At 38.6% G+C, this 19,175-nt stretch carries 17 protein-coding genes; 4 read left to right on the top strand and 13 right to left on the bottom strand.

The window, feature by feature from the left end:
• Positions 1–34: 34 nt before the first annotated feature.
• From odhB to sdhC, 6 genes are all read right to left on the bottom strand, one after another.
• Complete coding sequence (odhB, locus tag NRL14_RS13790) at positions 35–1,552, bottom strand: 2-oxoglutarate dehydrogenase complex dihydrolipoyllysine-residue succinyltransferase (protein ID WP_007375753.1); 1,518 nt, start codon at positions 1,550–1,552, stop codon at positions 35–37.
• A gap of 3 nt (positions 1,553–1,555) precedes the next feature.
• Positions 1,556–4,375 carry a 2-oxoglutarate dehydrogenase E1 component gene (sucA, locus tag NRL14_RS13785; RefSeq protein ID WP_149605432.1) on the bottom strand — a complete coding sequence of 940 codons (2,820 nt, stop codon included), beginning with the start codon at positions 4,373–4,375 and terminating at the stop codon, positions 1,556–1,558.
• A gap of 91 nt (positions 4,376–4,466) precedes the next feature.
• Positions 4,467–5,183, bottom strand: coding sequence for a succinate dehydrogenase iron-sulfur subunit (locus NRL14_RS13780; RefSeq protein ID WP_007375751.1), 717 nt, complete (start codon positions 5,181–5,183; stop codon positions 4,467–4,469).
• A 10-nt stretch (positions 5,184–5,193) separates the two neighbouring features.
• Positions 5,194–6,966: a succinate dehydrogenase flavoprotein subunit gene (gene sdhA / locus NRL14_RS13775; RefSeq protein ID WP_007375750.1), complete on the bottom strand. Its 1,773-nt coding sequence runs from the start codon at positions 6,964–6,966 to the stop codon at positions 5,194–5,196.
• The gene (sdhD, locus tag NRL14_RS13770; RefSeq protein WP_007375749.1) at positions 6,967–7,314 is read right to left on the bottom strand and encodes a succinate dehydrogenase, hydrophobic membrane anchor protein; all 348 of its coding nucleotides are present in this window, start codon (positions 7,312–7,314) and stop codon (positions 6,967–6,969) included. It abuts the gene before it with no gap.
• Entirely contained in the window at positions 7,305–7,682 is a 378-nt protein-coding gene (gene sdhC, locus NRL14_RS13765) for a succinate dehydrogenase, cytochrome b556 subunit (RefSeq protein ID WP_076914908.1), read from the bottom strand. The genes sdhD and sdhC overlap by 10 nt, the downstream gene beginning before the upstream one ends.
• 419 nt (positions 7,683–8,101) lie before the next feature.
• On the opposite strand from sdhC, the gene NRL14_RS13760 reads away from it, so the two are divergent.
• The 3 genes from NRL14_RS13760 (at position 8,102) to NRL14_RS13750 (ending at position 11,190) form a co-directional block, all read left to right on the top strand.
• Positions 8,102–9,388 carry a citrate synthase gene (locus NRL14_RS13760; protein ID WP_007375747.1) on the top strand — a complete coding sequence of 429 codons (1,287 nt, stop codon included), beginning with the start codon at positions 8,102–8,104 and terminating at the stop codon, positions 9,386–9,388.
• A 125-nt stretch (positions 9,389–9,513) separates the two neighbouring features.
• A complete protein-coding gene (locus tag NRL14_RS13755) occupies positions 9,514–10,740 on the top strand; it encodes an aminotransferase class V-fold PLP-dependent enzyme (protein WP_306724896.1) in 1,227 nt (408 codons plus the stop codon).
• Positions 10,741–10,773: 33 nt separating this feature from the next.
• The gene (locus NRL14_RS13750; protein WP_007375745.1) at positions 10,774–11,190 is read left to right on the top strand and encodes a SufE family protein; all 417 of its coding nucleotides are present in this window, start codon (positions 10,774–10,776) and stop codon (positions 11,188–11,190) included.
• Here NRL14_RS13750 and tcdA read toward each other — a convergent pair.
• The 7 genes from tcdA to NRL14_RS13715 are packed head-to-tail and all read right to left on the bottom strand — an operon-like array spanning position 11,187 to position 18,669.
• Positions 11,187–12,005 (bottom strand): tRNA cyclic N6-threonylcarbamoyladenosine(37) synthase TcdA, encoded by an 819-nt coding sequence (gene tcdA, locus NRL14_RS13745; protein WP_096793187.1) that lies wholly within the window; start codon positions 12,003–12,005, stop codon positions 11,187–11,189. The genes NRL14_RS13750 and tcdA overlap by 4 nt on opposite strands.
• Complete coding sequence (locus NRL14_RS13740) at positions 12,006–12,686, bottom strand: TIGR01621 family pseudouridine synthase (RefSeq protein WP_007375743.1); 681 nt, start codon at positions 12,684–12,686, stop codon at positions 12,006–12,008. It lies immediately after the preceding gene.
• Positions 12,683–13,444, bottom strand: coding sequence for a 3-deoxy-manno-octulosonate cytidylyltransferase (kdsB, locus tag NRL14_RS13735; protein WP_306724895.1), 762 nt, complete (start codon positions 13,442–13,444; stop codon positions 12,683–12,685). The genes NRL14_RS13740 and kdsB overlap by 4 nt, the downstream gene beginning before the upstream one ends.
• Positions 13,432–13,629 carry a Trm112 family protein gene (locus NRL14_RS13730; protein ID WP_007375741.1) on the bottom strand — a complete coding sequence of 66 codons (198 nt, stop codon included), beginning with the start codon at positions 13,627–13,629 and terminating at the stop codon, positions 13,432–13,434. Before NRL14_RS13730 ends, kdsB begins: the two co-directional genes overlap by 13 nt.
• Positions 13,619–14,599: a tetraacyldisaccharide 4'-kinase gene (gene lpxK, locus NRL14_RS13725; protein WP_306724894.1), complete on the bottom strand. Its 981-nt coding sequence runs from the start codon at positions 14,597–14,599 to the stop codon at positions 13,619–13,621. The genes NRL14_RS13730 and lpxK overlap by 11 nt, the downstream gene beginning before the upstream one ends.
• Positions 14,596–16,341 (bottom strand): lipid A export permease/ATP-binding protein MsbA, encoded by a 1,746-nt coding sequence (msbA, locus tag NRL14_RS13720; RefSeq protein WP_033014902.1) that lies wholly within the window; start codon positions 16,339–16,341, stop codon positions 14,596–14,598. The genes lpxK and msbA overlap by 4 nt, the downstream gene beginning before the upstream one ends.
• A gap of 60 nt (positions 16,342–16,401) precedes the next feature.
• A complete protein-coding gene (locus tag NRL14_RS13715; RefSeq protein WP_306724893.1) occupies positions 16,402–18,669 on the bottom strand; it encodes a DNA internalization-related competence protein ComEC/Rec2 in 2,268 nt (755 codons plus the stop codon).
• Here NRL14_RS13715 and NRL14_RS13710 point away from each other — a divergent pair.
• Positions 18,649–19,155, top strand: a complete 507-nt coding sequence (locus NRL14_RS13710) for a DUF2062 domain-containing protein (RefSeq protein ID WP_033014898.1) — start codon at positions 18,649–18,651, stop codon at positions 19,153–19,155. The two genes, NRL14_RS13715 and NRL14_RS13710, sit on opposite strands and share 21 nt — an antisense overlap.
• The last annotated feature ends 20 nt before the right edge of the window (positions 19,156–19,175 follow it).

Raw genomic sequence — 19,175 nt, 5'->3', positions numbered from 1 at the left:
TGTTCATTCACAGCTTACATTTCATACAACTAGATTAAACATCTAGCAATAAGCGTGTTGGATCTTCAAGTAACTCTTTAATAGTTACTAAGAAACCAACAGATTCTTTACCATCAATGATGCGATGATCATAAGAAAGTGCTAAATACATCATAGGTAGTATTTCAACTTTACCATTTACAGCCATTGGACGATCTTGAATTTTATGCATACCCAAGATTGAAGACTGTGGCAAGTTAATGATAGGTGTAGATAGTAATGAACCAAATACGCCACCATTAGTGATAGTGAAATTACCGCCAGTCATATCTGCAAGCGTTAGCTTACCATCACGACCTTTAAGTGCTAATTCACGAATACCCTTTTCGATTTCAGCAACAGATAGTTTGTCACAATCTTTAAGTACCGGAGTAACTAGTCCACGTGGAGTAGATACTGCAATGCTGATATCAAAATAGTTATGGTAAACAATATCGTCACCATCAATTGATGCATTAACATCAGGGAAGCGTTTAAGTGCTTCAGTTACCGCTTTCACGTAGAAAGACATGAAACCTAAACGAATACCATGGCGCTTTTCAAATACTTCTTGGTACTGCTTACGAAGGCTCATGATTGGTTCCATGTTCACTTCGTTGAATGTTGTTAACATTGCAGTTGAATTTTTAGCTTCAAGAAGGCGTGTAGCAATCGTTTTACGTAAACGAGTCATAGGAACACGTTTTTGAGTGCGGTCGCCCATCGGTGCTGCAGGAGCTGAAGCTTCTGCTTTTTTAGCCGCTGGTGCTGGTGCTTTTAAGAATGTATCAACGTCTTCTTTAGTTACACGGCCATTTTTACCCGTGCCGTTAATTTTAGAAGCGTCTAGGCCTTTCTCAGCTATTAAACGACGAACTGATGGTGTTAACACATCAGAGCTTTCGCTTGAATCTGCTGCTGGCGCTGCGTCTGCTTTTGCAGCTGGAGCCGCTGGTGCACCGCCTGCTTTAACCGAACCAATTACTTGCTCGCCTAGTACAGTATCGCCTTCGTTGTGAATGATATCACCCATGATGCCATCTTCTTGAGCTACTACTTCAAGAACAACTTTATCTGTTTCAATATCTACCAAGTTTTGGTCGCGTGTTACTGCGTCACCTGGTTGTACATGCCATGTAGCAATTGTTGCGTCTGCAACTGATTCTGGAAGTACAGGTACTTTAATGTCCACTTCTTTACCTTCTGGTGCTGGTGCTGATTGCGCCGCTGGCGCGTCTTCTGATTTAGCGGGTGCTGATTCTTCTTTAGATGAACCTTCACTTGCTGGCGCTGCATCAGCATCACCAAGTAAACCCATAACTTGATCGCCAAGTACGGTTGCACCTTCTTCTTGTGATATTTCTGTAATTACACCGTCATGCTGTGCAACAACTTCTAAAACCACTTTATCTGTTTCAATGTCTACTAAGTTTTGATCGCGAGTTACTTTGTCGCCAACACTTACATGCCATGTAGCAACGGTAGCATCTGCAACCGACTCAGGAAGAACAGGAACTTTAATTTCTGTGCTCATTGCTTATCCTTTATTTTCTATAGTAAGCGCGTCGGCAACGAGCGCTTGTTGTTCTTTAGTATGTACTGACATGTAACCACACGCTGGTGATGCAGACGCTTTACGCCCTGCATATTTTAATTTAGCACCTTGTGGGATTGCATCAATAAAGTGATGTTGTGAACAGTACCATGCACCTTGGTTTTGTGGCTCTTCTTGACACCATACAAAATCAGTTACGTGTTGGTAACGCTCCATAATTGTTTGCATTTCGTCGTGTGGGAACGGATATAACTGCTCAACACGAACAATAGCAACATTATCTTGTTCAAGTTTGCGACGCTCTTGTAATAGCTCGTAGTAAACTTTACCACTACAAAATACAACACGTTCTACTTTCTCAGGGTTAATATCATCAACTTCGTCGATCATATTATGGAAAACACCGTGCGAAAGCTCTTCAAGCGATGAAGTAGCAAGAGGGTGGCGCAGTAACGACTTAGGCGTCATAACAATCAGTGGACGACGAAGTGGTCGAACTGATTGACGACGAAGCATAGCGTAAACTTGTGCCGGAGTAGACGGAACACAGACTTGCATGTTGTGATCAGCACATAATTGTAGAAAACGCTCTAAGCGTGCTGAACTATGCTCTGGACCTTGACCTTCGTAGCCATGTGGTAACAAAATTGTCAGACCACATAAACGGCCCCACTTTTGCTCACCAGAACTTAAAAATTGGTCAAATACAACTTGTGCACCGTTGGCAAAGTCACCAAATTGCGCTTCCCAAAGTACTAATGACGTAGGCTCAGCAGTTGCATAACCATATTCAAAAGCAACGACAGCTTCTTCAGATAAAACAGAGTCGAATACTTGGAAAGTACCTTGATCTTCACTTAAGTGCTGTAGAGGTGTATAAGTAGCACCATCTGATTGACTGTGAACAACAGCATGACGATGAAAGAATGTTCCACGACCTGAATCTTGACCCGTCAAACGGATGTCAGTACCTTCAGTTGCAATTGTTGCATAAGCAAGTGTTTCTGCCATACCCCAATCAAGAGGCTTCTCACCAGAAGCCATTAACTTACGATCATCGTAAATCTTTTTAACGCGTGACTGTGCTTTATATTGCTCAGGATAAGAAGCAATTTTCTCACCAAGTGCCTTAAGCTCTTCAACAGGTACGCTGGCATCGTAATCAACATCCCATTCATGGCCAACATACTTTGCCCAATCTGAAGAATGTGATGTCTCTGGCTGAATTTCTGAAACAACACAATTTCCTTCATCTAATGCGTTACGATACTCATCGGCTAAGGCTTTTATTTCTTGTTCAGAAAAAGAACCTTCAGCAATAAGTTGATCGGCATAGATTAAACGTGGAACTGGATGCTTTTTAATTTTTTGGTACATTAAAGGCTGCGTAGCATTAGGCTCATCAGCTTCGTTGTGACCATGGCGACGGTAACACACTAAATCGATTACTACGTCACGCTTAAACTGGTTTCTGAAATCAAGTGCAAGTTGAGTAACAAATGCAACTGCTTCAGGGTCATCAGAATTAACGTGGAAGATAGGTGACTGAACCATTTTAGCAATATCAGTACAGTAATCAGTAGAGCGAACGTCGTCTTGTTTTGATGTAGTAAAACCAACTTGGTTATTTACAACAATACGAATACTACCACCACAACTAAACGCGTTAGTTTGTGATAAATTAAATGTTTCTTGTACAACACCTTGACCTGTAACCGCAGAATCACCATGAATTGTGATTGGTAGCGCTTTAATACCAGAGCTATCACCTAAGCGATCTAAACGAGCACGAACTGAGCCCATAACTACTGGATTTACAATTTCAAGATGAGACGGGTTAAACGCAAGCGCCATATGAACATTGCCACCTTTAGTAGCAAAGTCAGATGAATAACCCATGTGGTATTTAACATCACCAGAACTTAATGTTTCTTTGTGTTTACCAGCAAACTCATCAAACAACTCTGATGGATTTTTACCTAGTACGTTCACAAGCACATTTAAACGACCACGGTGAGCCATACCTATAACAGCTTCTTGTTGGCCGCTTTCACCAGCGCGGTGAATAAGCTCTTTTAACATTGGAACTAATGCATCGCCACCTTCAAGTGAGAAACGCTTGGCACCTGGGAACTTAGCCCCTAAATATTTTTCAAGACCATCAGCTGCCGTTAATCCTTTTAGGATGCGCAGCTTTTCTTCTTTTTCGAATTTAGGCCTAGACTGAACAGATTCTAAACGCTGTTGTAACCAACGTTTTTCTTCTGTCGATGTGATGTGCATATACTCAGCGCCAATCGAACCACAATATGTAGTTTTTAGTGCTTGGTATAGTTCACCTAAAGGCATAGTATCGCGGCCAACGGCAAACGATCCTACATTAAATTCGCGGTCAAAATCAGCTGCTGATAAGTCGTGGTAATCTAGCTCTAAATCTCGTACACGTTCTCGTTGCCAAATACCTAATGGATCTAGGTTTGCATTTTGGTGTCCACGAAAACGGAAAGCATTAATAAGTTGTAGAACTTTAACCTGTTTAAGGTCACCGCCACTACCCTCTGCTACCACTACTTCTCTATGCTTGTTTTTGGCAAGCTGTGCAAACTGCGCTCGAACTTCTGAATGTTTTACTTCAACATCCACACCATCAACTTTAGGTAATTGTTCGAACACTTCTCGCCATTCTTCTGGCACAGAAGTCGCATCGTCTAAATACGCTTCATAAAGCTCTTCTACATAAGCAACGTTACCGCCGTTTAAATGTGAAGATTCTAGCCATGCCTTCATCACACCTTCGTGCATTTATAAGCCCTTTTCTTTAGCGCAGAAATTAATAGTTATCATAACAAGATGGCTAATAATCTGTATTAGCCATCTTACGTTTACTAAGTAATCAAACCGCTCGGTTTAATAACATAGATTTGATTTGCCCAATTGCTTTAGTCGGGTTAAGACCCTTAGGGCAAACGCTAACACAGTTCATGATACTGTGGCAACGGAACACACTGAACGCATCGTCTAAATCCGCTAAACGTTCTTCAGTTGCTGTATCTCGGCTATCAGCCAAGAAACGGTAAGCGTGAAGAAGCCCTGCTGGACCAATGAACTTGTCTGGATTCCACCAGAACGAAGGACACGATGTCGAACAACATGCACACAAAATACACTCATAAAGCCCATCTAATTTATCACGCTCTTCGATGGTTTGAAGGCGTTCGCCTGCAGCAGGCTGATCATTAATTAAATAAGGTTTTACTTTTTCGTATTGAGTGTAGAACTGACTCATGTCAATAACAAGGTCACGAACCACAGGTAAACCTGGTAATGGACGTACTACGATTTTACCTTTGCCATTTTTTTGTAGCGTAGATAAGGGAGTAATACATGCTAAACCATTTTTACCATTCATGTTAACACCATCAGATCCACACACACCTTCACGGCATGAACGACGGAAAGATAATGTAGGATCTTGTTCTTTTAAAAGAATGAGTGCATCCAACACCATCATGTCGTGACCTTCCTCTGTTTGCAAGGTGTATTCTTGCATACGAGGAGCGTTGTCAACATCTGGATTATAACGATAAACTGAAAATTGTACTTGTGCCATCGTCTATCTCCTAGTAAACACGTGCTTTAGGTGGGAAAGCTTCACGCGTTTTAGGCGCATAGTTTACATCACGCTTGCTCATTTCATCCGTTACAGGATTGAATACTGAGTGACATAACCAGTTTTCGTCATCACGATCTGGGTAGTCAAAGCGAGAATGTGCGCCACGGCTTTCTGTACGGAAGTTTGCAGCTACTGCAGTTGAGTAAGCTGTTTCCATTAAGTTATCTAGTTCAAGACATTCGATACGCTGCGTATTGAAGTCTGATGATTTATCATCAAGACGAGCATGTTGCAGGCGTTCACGAATTTCTTTAAGTTCTTGAAGACCTGCAGCCATTGAGTCACCTTCACGGAATACCGAGAAGTTAAGCTGCATACATTGTTGTAGGTCTTTTTTGATTTGAACTGGATCTTCACCTTGGCCAGCCGTTGAATTTTCCCAACGATTGTAACGTGCAAGAGACGCTTCTAAGTCTGATTCTGAAGCAGCTTTAGATATTTCAACGTCATTTAGGTACTTACCTAAGAAGTTACCCGCAGCACGACCAAACACAACTAAATCAAGTAATGAGTTACCACCTAAGCGGTTTGCACCGTGTACAGATACACATGCAATCTCACCTACTGCAAATAAACCTTGAACTACTGTTTCGTTGCCTTGAGCATCGATTTGTAGCGCTTGTCCATTTACATTAGTAGGAACACCACCCATCATATAATGACACGTTGGAATTACTGGAATTGGCTCTTTTGCAGGGTCAACGTGAGCAAATGTTTTAGCAAGGTCACATACGCCAGGAAGACGTAAGTTAAGTGTTTCTTCACCTAAGTGGTCAAGTTTTAACTTAAGATGTGGACCCCAAGGACCATCACAACCACGACCTTCACGGATTTCAGTCATCATTGAACGTGCAACAACGTCGCGAGACGCTAAGTCTTTTGCGTTTGGTGCGTAACGTTCCATGAAGCGTTCGCCATCTTTATTTAAAAGATAACCGCCTTCACCACGACAACCTTCAGTTACTAGCGTACCAGCACCTGCGATACCCGTTGGGTGGAACTGCCACATTTCCATGTCTTGCATAGAAATACCAGCACGTGTTGCCATACCAACACCGTCACCAGTGTTAATGTGAGCATTAGTGGTTGATGCGAATATACGACCTGCACCACCAGTAGCTAATACAACAGCTTTAGATTTGAAGAAGGTAACTTCACCTGTCTCAATCTCAATTGCAGTACACCCTACCACATCACCATTATCGTTTTTAACTAAATCAAGTGCATACCATTCAGAGAATACATTTGTTTTGTTTTTAACGTTTTGTTGATATAGAAGGTGTAATAGCGCGTGACCAGTACGGTCAGCAGCTGCTGCAGTACGTGCGGCTTGTTCACCACCAAAGTTTTTCGATTGACCACCGAAAGGACGTTGGTAAACACGGCCATTTTCAAAACGAGAAAATGGTAAACCCATGTTTTCTAATTCGGTAATCGCTTCTGGGCCAGTTTGACACATGTATTCAATAGCGTCTTGGTCACCGATAAAATCGGAACCTTTAACGGTATCGTACATATGCCATTCCCAGTTGTCTTCGTGTGAATTACCAAGCGCTACTGTAATACCACCTTGTGCAGATACAGTGTGTGAGCGAGTTGGAAATACTTTAGAAATTAATGCACACGTTTTGCCAGATTCAGTAATTGCTAAAGCAGCGCGCATACCTGCACCACCTGCACCAATTACTACGGCGTCAAATTCACGAACAGAATATTTCACTTAAACACCCCATAATACAATTAGACCAATAGCTACGTACGCAACGGCCATTAGGTTTAATATAAAACCTAAAACAGCACGTAACTTCGCACACTTAACATAGTCTGTAAGAACTTGCCAAAGGCCAATGCGGGTATGAACCATAACGCACACAAGGGTAATTAATGTAAACCCTTTCATTGCTAGGTTAGAGAAGAGGCCTGTCCAGGCTTCGAAAGTGACTTCTGGCGTCGCTAAAAAATAGCCGATAATAAAAATCGCATAAGCGCTGATTATTAATGCCGTGGTACGTAAAGATACGAAATCTTGTACACCATCACGTTTAAGAGTTGCTTGATTTAAAACCATATCCACACCCCTGCCAATACGGCAAACACAACACCAAGAGCCATTGAAACTTTAGCGCTGAGGTTTCCTGATTCGAGTTCTTCCCAATGTCCCATATCCATAATCATATGACGGATACCACCAATAAGATGATAACCTAATACAGAAACAGTGCCCCAAGCTATAAATTTGGCAATGAATCCGTTAAACAGACCCTTGACGAATTCAAAACTTTCAGCTGAAGAGAGAGACTCAGACCAAGCCCAAATGACAAACGTTAAAGCAAAAAATAATGCAACACCGGTGACGCGGTGAAATATTGACGCTTTAGCCGTTGCCGGCATAGATATAGTTGTTAGATCTAGATTTACAGGTCTTTGCTTTTTCACAGTTACTTGCCCATCTTGCTCGCAGTGGAGCTCATCTACTTGCTTTTCTAAAAACCCACCAAATATTACTGGTGGAACTATCAAAGTAAACGTATTAAAACAGTTAAAGTTCACATTTAAGCAAAAGTTAAGCTGTAAAAAAATGTTTACCCAAATACAATGCGGTTTAAAACCACTGTTAGTATATATACCCACAGGGCTTTTTACAATTCTTGTTTATTTATAGATGTTTGCGAATTAGCCAATGGTATTATATTTAATTAATACAGAATATTTATTATACATATATGCATAATGTTTATAAAAATTGACTTTACACCCCTCTTTCACGTTAAAATGCAAAGATGTGCTTAAAACAGATTTCAGAACTTTAAAAATCTAAAAATCAGAATAGATATCTTAATAGGAGATACATAACGATGGCAGATAAAAAAGCCACAGTCCAAATTGATGGACTAGATCCAATCGAACTTCCAATTTATCAAGGCACTGCTGGCCAAGATGTAATCGACGTACGAACGCTCGGTTCACATGGTCACTTTACTTATGACCCAGGTTTCATGTCGACTGGTTCTTGTGAATCTGCAATCACCTACATTGATGGTGGTAAAGGCATTTTACTTCACCGCGGTTACCCAATCGAACAATTAGCTGACGACTCAAACTACATTGAGTTATGTTATTTACTGTTAAATGGTGAATTACCTTCTAAAGAACAATACGAAGTTTTTAAGAATGAAATCACTACAAGCACTATGCTTGACGAGAAGATTGCTAACTTTTTCCAAGGTTTCCGCTTTGACGCTCACCCAATGGCAATGCTTTGTGGTGTAGTGGGTGCGTTATCATCTTTTTATCATGAAGATCTTGATATTACTGATGCAGAACAACGTAAAACAAGCGCAGTTAAGCTAGTTGCTAAGTTACCAACTATTGCTGCAATGGCTTATAAAACAAACATCGGCCAACCGTTTGTATACCCACGTAATGATTTAAGTTATGCAGAAAACTTCTTACATATGATGTTCTCTGTACCTGCTGAAGAATATAAAGTTAACCCTATAACAGCTAAAGCAATGGATAAAATATTCATGCTTCATGCTGACCATGAACAAAATGCATCAACGTCTACAGTACGTCTTGCAGGTTCATCTGGTGCTAACCCATACGCTTGTATTGCTGCTGGTATTGCTTCTCTTTGGGGCCCTGCTCACGGCGGCGCTAATGAAGCATGCTTAAACATGTTAGAAGAAATCGGTTCTGTTGACCGTATCGATGAATATGTAGCAAAAGCTAAAGATAAAGCTGACCCGTTCCGCCTTATGGGCTTTGGCCACCGTGTTTACAAAAACTTTGACCCACGCGCTACAGTAATGCGTCAAACGTGTCATGAAGTTTTAGCTGAGCTTAATATCCAAGATCCATTGCTTGATATTGCAATGAAACTTGAGAAAATCGCGCTAGAAGACCCGTACTTCGTAGAGAAGAAACTTTACCCTAACGTAGATTTCTACTCAGGTATTATCTTAAAAGCGATTGGTATTCCAACAAGCATGTTCACTGTTATTTTTGCAATGGCACGTACTGTTGGTTGGATCACTCACTGGGACGAGATGTTATCTCAACCTGGTCATAAGATAAGCCGCCCTCGTCAGCTTTATACTGGTTACACTGCACGTGACTACGTATCAACTGATAAGCGCTAATCCGCTTTAGTATTGTTTGAATATTTTAAAAGGCCGCTTTGCGGCCTTTTTTATTATTTGTTACTTGAGAATAATAAAAAAGTGTCTACAATTCTCGCCTTAAAATGACTACATTGATGAAGCTAATGACTGTTTTAGAGTTTGACATAAATAAAATTCGAAGTGACTTCCCTACCTTAAATCAAACTATAAACGGCTACCCGCTTGTTTATTTAGACTCAGCTGCAACCTCGCAAAAGCCTCAATCAGTTATTAATGCAATTACTGAGTTTTACACTTCTCAAAACGCAAATGTACACCGTGGCCGTCACTCGCTCAGCGAACAGGCTACTAATTTATACGAGCAAGCACGAGATAAAATGGCTCAGTATTTTAATGTGTTCAGCCACGAGATTGTTTGGACAAAAGGCGCTACAGAGGCAATAAACTTGGTCGCTAACGGCTTAAAAAAGCGTTTAGATAAAAGTCATACCATAATGATATCTCCACTTGAGCATCATGCAAACATAGTGCCTTGGCAAATAGTGAGTCAACAAACAGGTGCTAAATTAGTATCGCTGCCGCTTAATAAAAACGGCACGCTAAACACACAAGAATGCTGTGAATTTATAAAAGAAACAGAACCTGCCTTATTAGCTATTACACAAGTATCTAACACACTTGGTAATATCACTGACTTATCGCCATTGATTAGAGTAGCAAAAGAGGTAAATTCACTTGTTTTAGTCGATGGTGCGCAAGGTGCACTGCATTTAAAGCCTGATTTACGGAAATTAAACTGTGATTTTTATGTCTGCTCAAGCCATAAAATGCTTGGTCCAACAGGCTTAGGTGTACTTTATGGTCGATATGAGGAATTAAACGCCTTAGATATATATCAATCAGGCGGTGAAATGATCGATAAAGTATATTTAACCCACAGTACTTATCGCCCAGCACCTGCAAAATTTGAAACCGGCACACCGAATATTTCCGGCGTTTTAGGCTTTAGTGCTGCATTAGACTATTTAAATGAATTAGACCACGGTAAAATTCAGCGCTACGAGCAAAAATTATTTAATTATGCAGCAAAAAAATTGGTAATGATTGAGGGTATTACAATATATAGTAACCTATCTGACAATATTGGTACGCTCTGTTTTAACTTTAATAATGAACATCCTTACGATTTGGCAACTTTACTTGACGGATATGGGGTTGCAGTAAGGAGCGGACACCATTGTACACAACCTTTAATGGCACATTTAGGCGTTAATGGAACAGTTAGAGCTAGTTTAACCTTTTACAATACCTTTGAAGATGTAGATATATTTATCCATTCGCTTAAAAAATGTATCGCTTTATTGGATTAAACGTCACTTTAATAGAATTAATTAGGATAACTCATGACAAATACGTTTAAAAAAGTCACTGAATCTATAAAAAATGCACCCGCTTGGCAGCAAAAATATCGTGAAATAATGCTGTTGGGTAAAACATTACCTATATTACCAGAATCGCTGAAAATTGATGATGCCCTTGTACCAGGCTGCGAAAGTAAAGTGTGGATGTTTGTAGAGTTTGATTTAACAGAGAGCTCTTTAGTCGTTATAGGTGACTCAGATACACGTATTGTAAAAGGCTTACTAGCCTTAATATTAGCGCTGTATAACGGTTTAACACCAGAGCAGGTAATTAAAATTGATGCGTATGAAGAGTTTGAAAAATTAGGCTTAATTAGTCACTTAAGCCCTTCTCGTGGCAATGGAATTAAAGCCATGATTGAAAAAATAAAAACCATGGCACAACAAAAAGTGCTCTAAGCTCTATCACAATCAAGCGTTGTAAGTAGACGCTGCTTTTTATCCAAATATTTTCGAACAGCTTTTGCCGCAACAAAAAAGCCGAAGCTTCCTGTGATCATAGTCACAGATCCAAAACCGTTATTACAGTCCATATTCATCGAGCCATCAGCACTTTGCTTAGCATGACATACACTGCCATCGCTTCCTGGGTAAACCAATTGCTCTGTTGAGTAAACACAATCAATATTGAACTTACGCTTAGGGTTATTACTAAAATTATACTGCTTGCGCAAAATATAGCGCACTTTTGCAAGTAATGGGTCTTGCGTAGTTTTAGCTACATCACCAAAAGTTATTTGGCTAGGATCAGTTTGCCCGCCAGCACCACCGGTTGTAATTATAGGGAGTTTATTACGTTTACAATGCGCTATTAATGCCGCCTTTTCTTTAACTGCATCAATACAATCAATCACATAATCAAAACCTTGAATATGTTCTTGAATATTATCAAGTGTAATAAAATCATCTATTACACTAATTTGGCATTCTGGGTTAATAAGCTCGCAGCGCGCTTTCATTGCATCGACTTTAGCTTGACCAATAGTGCCCGTTAACGCATGAATTTGCCTATTTACGTTAGTGGCGCAAATATCATCCAAATCAATCAATGTTATTTTACCAACACCAGTACGCGCGAGCGCTTCAGCCGCCCAGCTTCCTACACCACCAATACCTACTACACAAAAGTGTGCTTCTTGAAGCCAATCAAACTGTTGATGACCATATAAACGTTTAATACCGCCAAAACGTATATCTGTAACTTTTTCGCTCATTTACCAATCCAGTTGCCATGGCGATTGCCATGCTTGAAAATCTTGATGTTTAATTAACGCCAAATACTCATCACCACTATCGGGTAATAAAGTTAGCTGTATTTGTTCACCTTGCCATAAAAAGCTTAACGCATATGCATGTAAATAGGTACGATTTGAAGGCGTGCCTGAATACATTGCATCGCCAAAAATAGCTGCGCCCACACTTTTTAGTGCCACTCTTAATTGATGCGTCTTTCCTGAATAAGGTTTTAAAATATACCCTCTAAATCCTGGCTTATAACTCAGAGAATAGAATCGGGTGATTGCAGGGTTAAGTGTACTCGTTAGTAACTTAAATGAGCCACGGCGAGATTTAGCCATATCGCCTTTTATCCACCCTTGCTTCTTTTTAGGTTTAGCATCACTAATCGCTAAATAAAATTTATTAATCGCATGCTCAGTAAACATAACAGTAAAGGCGGCTGCAGAGGCTTTGTTTCTTGCTAAAATAATAAGCCCTGATGTCACTTTATCTAAACGATGAACACCATAAAGTTTTTGCGATAATTGTTGTTCGGCTAACACAACAAAACCAGGCCCCTCCTCTGAATGAAAATTAAGACCTGCTGGCTTTTCTAAAATATAAAAATCGTTATGTGTATAAACAACGTTTAATATCTTACTTACTTGCTCACTCACACGTTTTTACTTTTAATATGCGCTATCACTTTAGCTAAGTCATCGGGCGTATCGACACCTGCATGGGGAGCTATTTGAGCTTGTTCTATTTTGATTTTATAACCATGATACAAAACACGTAACTGCTCAAGCGATTCAAGCAATTCAAGTGGTGATACACTCAGTTCTATATATTGTTTAATAAAACCCGCTCTGTACGCATAAATACCTACATGGCGTTGGAACGGTGATAAATTAAGAGCAGTGCTATCATCCATCATTGTATTTCTATCAAACGGTATACTTGCACGAGAGAAATACAGGGCATTTTTATTTATATCACTCACCACTTTAACGGCATTAGGATTAAATACTTCATCACGCTCTTCAATAGCAACACTTAACGTTGCCATTGGTGCTGTTGAATCACTTAATAGTGCAGCAATTTGAGATACGTTTTCTGGTGCAAGTAATGGCTCATCGCCTTGTACGTTAACCACAATTGTATCGTTATCAAGTTCAAGTAAATCAACTACTTCTGCTAACCGTTCAGTACCAGACTGGTGATCTTCGCGAGTCATTACTACGTCGCTAGTAAATAAACTTACTGCATCAAATACTTTTTGATGATCGGTTGCTACAATAACTTTGCTAGCCCCTGATAAACATGCTTTTTCGTAAACATGTTGAACCATTGGCTTACCGCATATATCGGCAAGTGGTTTTCCTGGTAGTCGGGTTGATGCAAAACGCGCAGGTATAACAACTACGAATTCCACTTTTCAACCTCTTCTAAAGATAACTCACGCGCTTCATTTTCAAGCAATACTGGAATATCATCTTTTACAGGATAAGCAAGTTTAGCTGCCGTGCTAATTAGTTCGTTATTTTCTCTATCAAAACGTAATTTACCCTTGCCTACTGGGCAAGCAATTATCTCGAGTAGTTTTGTATCAAAGGCCATTGAGTATTCCTTTTTCTTTTAATAATGAATTTAGTTTATTTATAACGCTATCGGTAGGTTGTGCATCTACTGGTAAATAATACCAATTAGGTTTGGCAAAGGACTGACATTTAACGGCGTCTTTTTCGGTCATTATAATGTAATCATCGCCAAACTGGACAAAATCATCGGCTGTATAAGCATAATGATCTTTAAAATGATGAGTCGATAATAACGTAATGCCTTGTGCTTCAAGTGAGTTTTCAAAGCGTTTAGGATTACCAATTGCACTTATTGCATGTGCATGAGCCACTGTGTGTTTTACATCATCACTTGAATTAACTAATCGTAAGTTACTTACTTTTAGCGTGTAGCTATTATTAGCCTCACCACCATTTTCAATTACTATATCCACATTTTGTAAGCGTTTAGTTGTTTCGCGAAGTGGCCCTGCTGGCATAACAAAGCCATTACCAAAACGGCGTTCACTATCAACAATACAACACTCAATGCTACGTGGCATTTTATAATGCTGCATTCCGTCATCAGAAATAATGACATCTAGCGTATAGTTATTTTCTAATAAATCGATATTGTGTTGTCTATTAGGACCAACCGCTATTGGGCATTTTAAACGGTGGTATAAAAGTACAGGCTCATCTCCAGCCTGTTGGGCGTTAACAACTGAAGTAACTAACAGCGGGTAATTATCTGATTGCCCACCGTAGCCTCTACTAATAATACCCACTGATAAACCTTGCTCGGTCAAATACTCATACAACCACAAAACAAAAGGTGTTTTACCATTGCCGCCTACACTTATATTGCCGACTACAATAACAGGCGTTTTACACTCAAACGCTTTAATTATTTTAGCGCTGTACAAGCATTTTCGAAATGTCGATACAATCCAAAACAGAGCACTTAATGGTAATAACAATAAAGTAATTAGACCAAATGGTTTATACCAACTTTGTTCTATTTTGCTCACGCCTGATCACCAAACTGCATTTTGCAAAGGGCTGAATACGTACCGTCATTTGCTAATAAGCTATTGTGATCGCCACTTTCTATTACACGACCGTTATCAATAACATAAATTCGGTCACTGTTTTCAATAGTAGATAAGCGATGCGCAATAACAATTGAGGTTTTGTCTTTCATTAGCGTTTCTAACGCTTGCTGAATAAGCTTTTCAGACTCTGTATCAAGTGCTGATGTTGCTTCATCTAAAATCAAAATAGGTGCATCTTTTAATATTGCACGCGCTATAGCTATTCGCTGGCGTTGACCACCAGAAAGCATTACGCCATTTTCACCTACCATGGTGTTTAATTGTTCTGGAAGATCTTTAACAAACTCCCAAACATGCGCTTGTTTTGCTACTTGTACTAATTCGTCATTAGTTACATCATGCTTTATGCCATAACAAATATTGTTGGCAATCGTATCGTTAAATAACACGACTTGCTGAGAAACCAAAGCAAATTGGCGACGCAAATCTGTTAATTTATAATCCTGCAGGGCTATGCCATCAAGTAATATTTCACTCGGCAGATCTAAATCATAGTAACGTGGCAATAAATTAGAAATAGTTGATTTACCCGAACCTGAGCGCCCTACTAAGGCAATACTTTCACCCGCTTTAATCGTTAGCGACAAATCGTTTAATACGGCTTCATCTTTAGTTGGGTACTTAAAGGTTACATTTTTTACTTCAATTAACCCTTTAACTTTATCAACAGCGACTGTGCCAGTATCTTTCTCTACGTTTTCATCAAGTATTAAAAATATACTTTGAGATGCAGAAATGCCACGTTGCATATCGCTATTAACATTAGCCAATTGTTTAAGTGGGCGCAGCAACATCATCATTGATGATATCAAAACAACAAAATCCCCAGAGCTTATAGTATCAATCATAGAAGGCATCGATACCACCCACAAAATAACAGCCATAGCACTTGCGGCGAGTATTTGAATAATGGATACACTTAAGGCTTTTGTCGCATCCATTTTAATGCGCTGCTGACGGTTATGATTATTAATTTTAGAAAATTTATTTATTTCTTGCTCTTGTCCACCAAACCCGTGAATTACTTTATGTCCGCTAAGCATTTGTTCAGAGCTACGTGTAACCTGCCCCATAGCTGATTGGATACTTTTAGAAATATGACGAAAACGTTTCGATACAACCGCTACAATAATAGCGACAAGAGGGATGATGACTAGAAATATAAGTGAGAGCTTCCAACTGGTATAAAACATTACACCAAGTAAAAAGACGACAAAGGCCCCTTCACGTACAACAATAAGTAGCGCTTTAGTTATTGCTTGTTGAACTTGCTCTGTGTCAAAAGTGATTTTTGAAATTAAATCGCCCGTAGAGTTTTTGTCATGAAAAGAAACGGGTAAATGCAATATGTGCTCAAATAACTCTTGGCGTAAAGATCGTACAACTTGTGAACCTACATAGCTTAAACAATACGATGACATAAAATTAAAAATACCACGCCCAATCACCAATGCAATAACAACAAATGGAGCATACTTTAATACATCGCTGTTTCGTTGGTTCAAACCTTCATCAATAAATGGTTTCATTAATTGAATAAATAGCGCGTCCATTCCTGAATAGCCAATCATTCCTATAATAGCGACGAAGGCTACACTCTTATATGCACCGACGTAAGAAATTAACCGTTTATAAATTTGTGTAGTACTTTGATCCATAACACTCTCTTCATACAATTACAGACTCTATTGTATCCTTAGGCACACTAAAACAAAACGTCAATTTTTGATAAACCAGTAACTTTCATCCTCGCGAGCCGCTTTTACTCGAACATTATCATTGTAAAATTCAATACTTATTTGTCCTTGTTGACCTGTCACATATTGAGTTGCCTTTATTTTGTCGTAACGATCAACAACCTCCTCCTTCGGGAAGTGCCATTGTCCTTTGTAAGCACTAGAATGAATAACAATTTTAGGATTTACATCACTTATAAACTCATTACTAGACGATGTATCACTCCCATGATGTGGGCTTAGCATAACGGTACTTTTTAAAAAATAGTTCTCTTGCAATAATTGCAACTCTCGTTGTTTAGATATATCACCCGTTAATAAGACACTGTGGGTTTTATCAGCAACACGAATAACGCATGAATCATCATTCTCATTTTTGAAGTTTAACGTTTTAAAGCTTTCAATTTGAAGGCCAAAAATATCTATTTTGGTTACTTTGCAAATGTCTTGTAAGTTATTGGGATGAAATGTGGTAAAACGAGTTTCGTAGCCTGCTTTTATAAAATGATCTACACCGCCCGCATGATCGTTATCTTCATGACTTAAAATAGCTGTTGATACAGTAAGATTGTTTGACTCAATAAAGGGCAGTAAAATACTACGGGTACGACTAAAACGATTAAAATAACTAGGCCCAAAATCATAAATTAGTGCATGTTTATCTTTTTCTATTAGCACCATTAATCCATGTCCTACATCAAAAACATGTAATTGCCATTTTGGCTTATCCACTATTAAGTAGTTAAACAATATGACACTTAATGGGATACCTGCTAGCCATTTATATGGGACTAAATAAAAAATCGAAATAGTAATGTATGAAAAAACAACAACAATAGCGTCAATATTACCTATATTTAACCAACGAATATAACTAGGTATTTTCAATAGCCATTCGAATAAATAACTTAAGCTTTCATCAAAAACACTAATAATTATGCCTATATCAAGTAAGCTGCTAATAAATGTGATAATAATTAGACAAGGCATAACGACTAAAGAAAGTAATGGGATAGCAATTAAGTTCAGTACTAAACCAACTAAGCTCACGCCATTAAAGAAGTATAATGAAAGTGGTAATAAACCAATAAATAAAGCAATTTGAACGACAGTTAATGCAACGACCTTATTTAGAAATGATGTATTAAAAATCGGTATTTGCTTAACAACTAGAAATATAATAACCACAGCAATAAACGAGAAATACAGCCCAGCGTTTAATACATTAAAAGGATTAATTATAAGCAGAATAACAAGTGCATATAAAATACTTCGCCAACGTAATGGTTGTTTTGCCAAAAAGTAGAGTGCTAAATAACACCCAAGCATGATTAAGGCGCGTGTAGCTGAAACTAAAAAGTCACTCAAATATACATAGATAAACGATCCAATAAAGCCAACTAGACTATAAATAACAGACAGGTTTTTAGTCTGCTTACCAGCGTATTTTATTTGTTTAAATAAAAATCGCGTAATTATATAGCAAAAACCAAATATTAACCCGATGTGTAATCCGGATATTGCCAGTAAATGGCTCAACCCCAATGATTGCATTAATTGCTTATCTGTAAAGCTCATTAACGACTTATCACCCGTTAATAGTGCATAATATAGCCATTTAAGTTTTGTATTACTGTAAGTCCTTTTTATATATTCCCTATAATTTATAAGGTGGCTGTGTTTTTTATTACGCGCAACAATAAGTTCTTTATTGAGTATTTTTCCTTTAAAAAATATTCGTTGTGTAAAAGCATATCTCTCGTTATCAAATACATTAAAATTTTTAGTACTTCGAAAGTTTTTTATAGCTATTGTTGCTTTAAAAGTATCACCAACAAAAAGTATTTGTTCAGAATTCACACTCAGCATTGCACTCGGTGCCCTAAAATATGCGTATTGAGCAGTATCAAGTTCTATTATTTTTACTCTTATGTATTGAGGTTGCTTATTTGAAATTATATCTTCGACAATTAGATCAGCTGCATATGCATACTTTTCATCCTGTTTTGGGCTTTCAAAATTATAAAAAGTATAATAATGCAGTGATACACAGCAAATAGCGCAAATAAAGCCTAACAATACATTTAAAAACGGCTTAAAATACAAACTCACAATAAGGACTGATATTGTGAATATTATAAATTCGAGAGTTTGATAATAAAATACGGTTGCGATACAGCCAATTACAAACCCAAGACTTATCCACACTGATGTAAATGGTTGCTTTAAATGGCTAAAAAAACGATCCAAAGATTTTTACCTGATCCAAATAAAATTAGACATCATAAATATCTAAGAATTTTTGGGCACCTTTTGCAAGATGCAAATCTTTGGCACTTAAATAGACGGTCCGCTCGAGGAGCATTTGCTGTTGGGCTATTTTTTGCTTTCATCCCTGTTCCCTTTCAAATGGTCTTAGCCGCAGCTGGAGCTATTGTATTTAGAGTTAACTTACCTATTTCGGTTGCTTTAGTTTGGCTTACAAATCCATTAACTATGCCCCCTATATTCTACGGGTCGTATTTAGTTGGTACATTAATTTTAAACCAGCCAGAGCAACACTTTGCCTTCGAACCTAGCTGGGCTTGGTTTCTAGAAAGTATAGAAACCATTGGACCCGCTTTTTTAATTGGCTCATTGGTATGCGCCTCTATCGCGAGCATAATTGCTTACTTTAGTATAGATATTATTTGGCGACGTTCGGTAGTCAAAGCGTGGGCAACACGCAACAAATAACCAAATATTTATAAGCTCTA

The organism is Pseudoalteromonas sp. 20-92 (assembly GCF_030847595.1).
Lineage (GTDB): Bacteria > Pseudomonadota > Gammaproteobacteria > Enterobacterales > Alteromonadaceae > Pseudoalteromonas > Pseudoalteromonas fuliginea.
The sequence above is the reverse complement of the archived record's forward strand: the minus strand, read 5'-3'. Positions and strand labels throughout refer to the sequence as shown.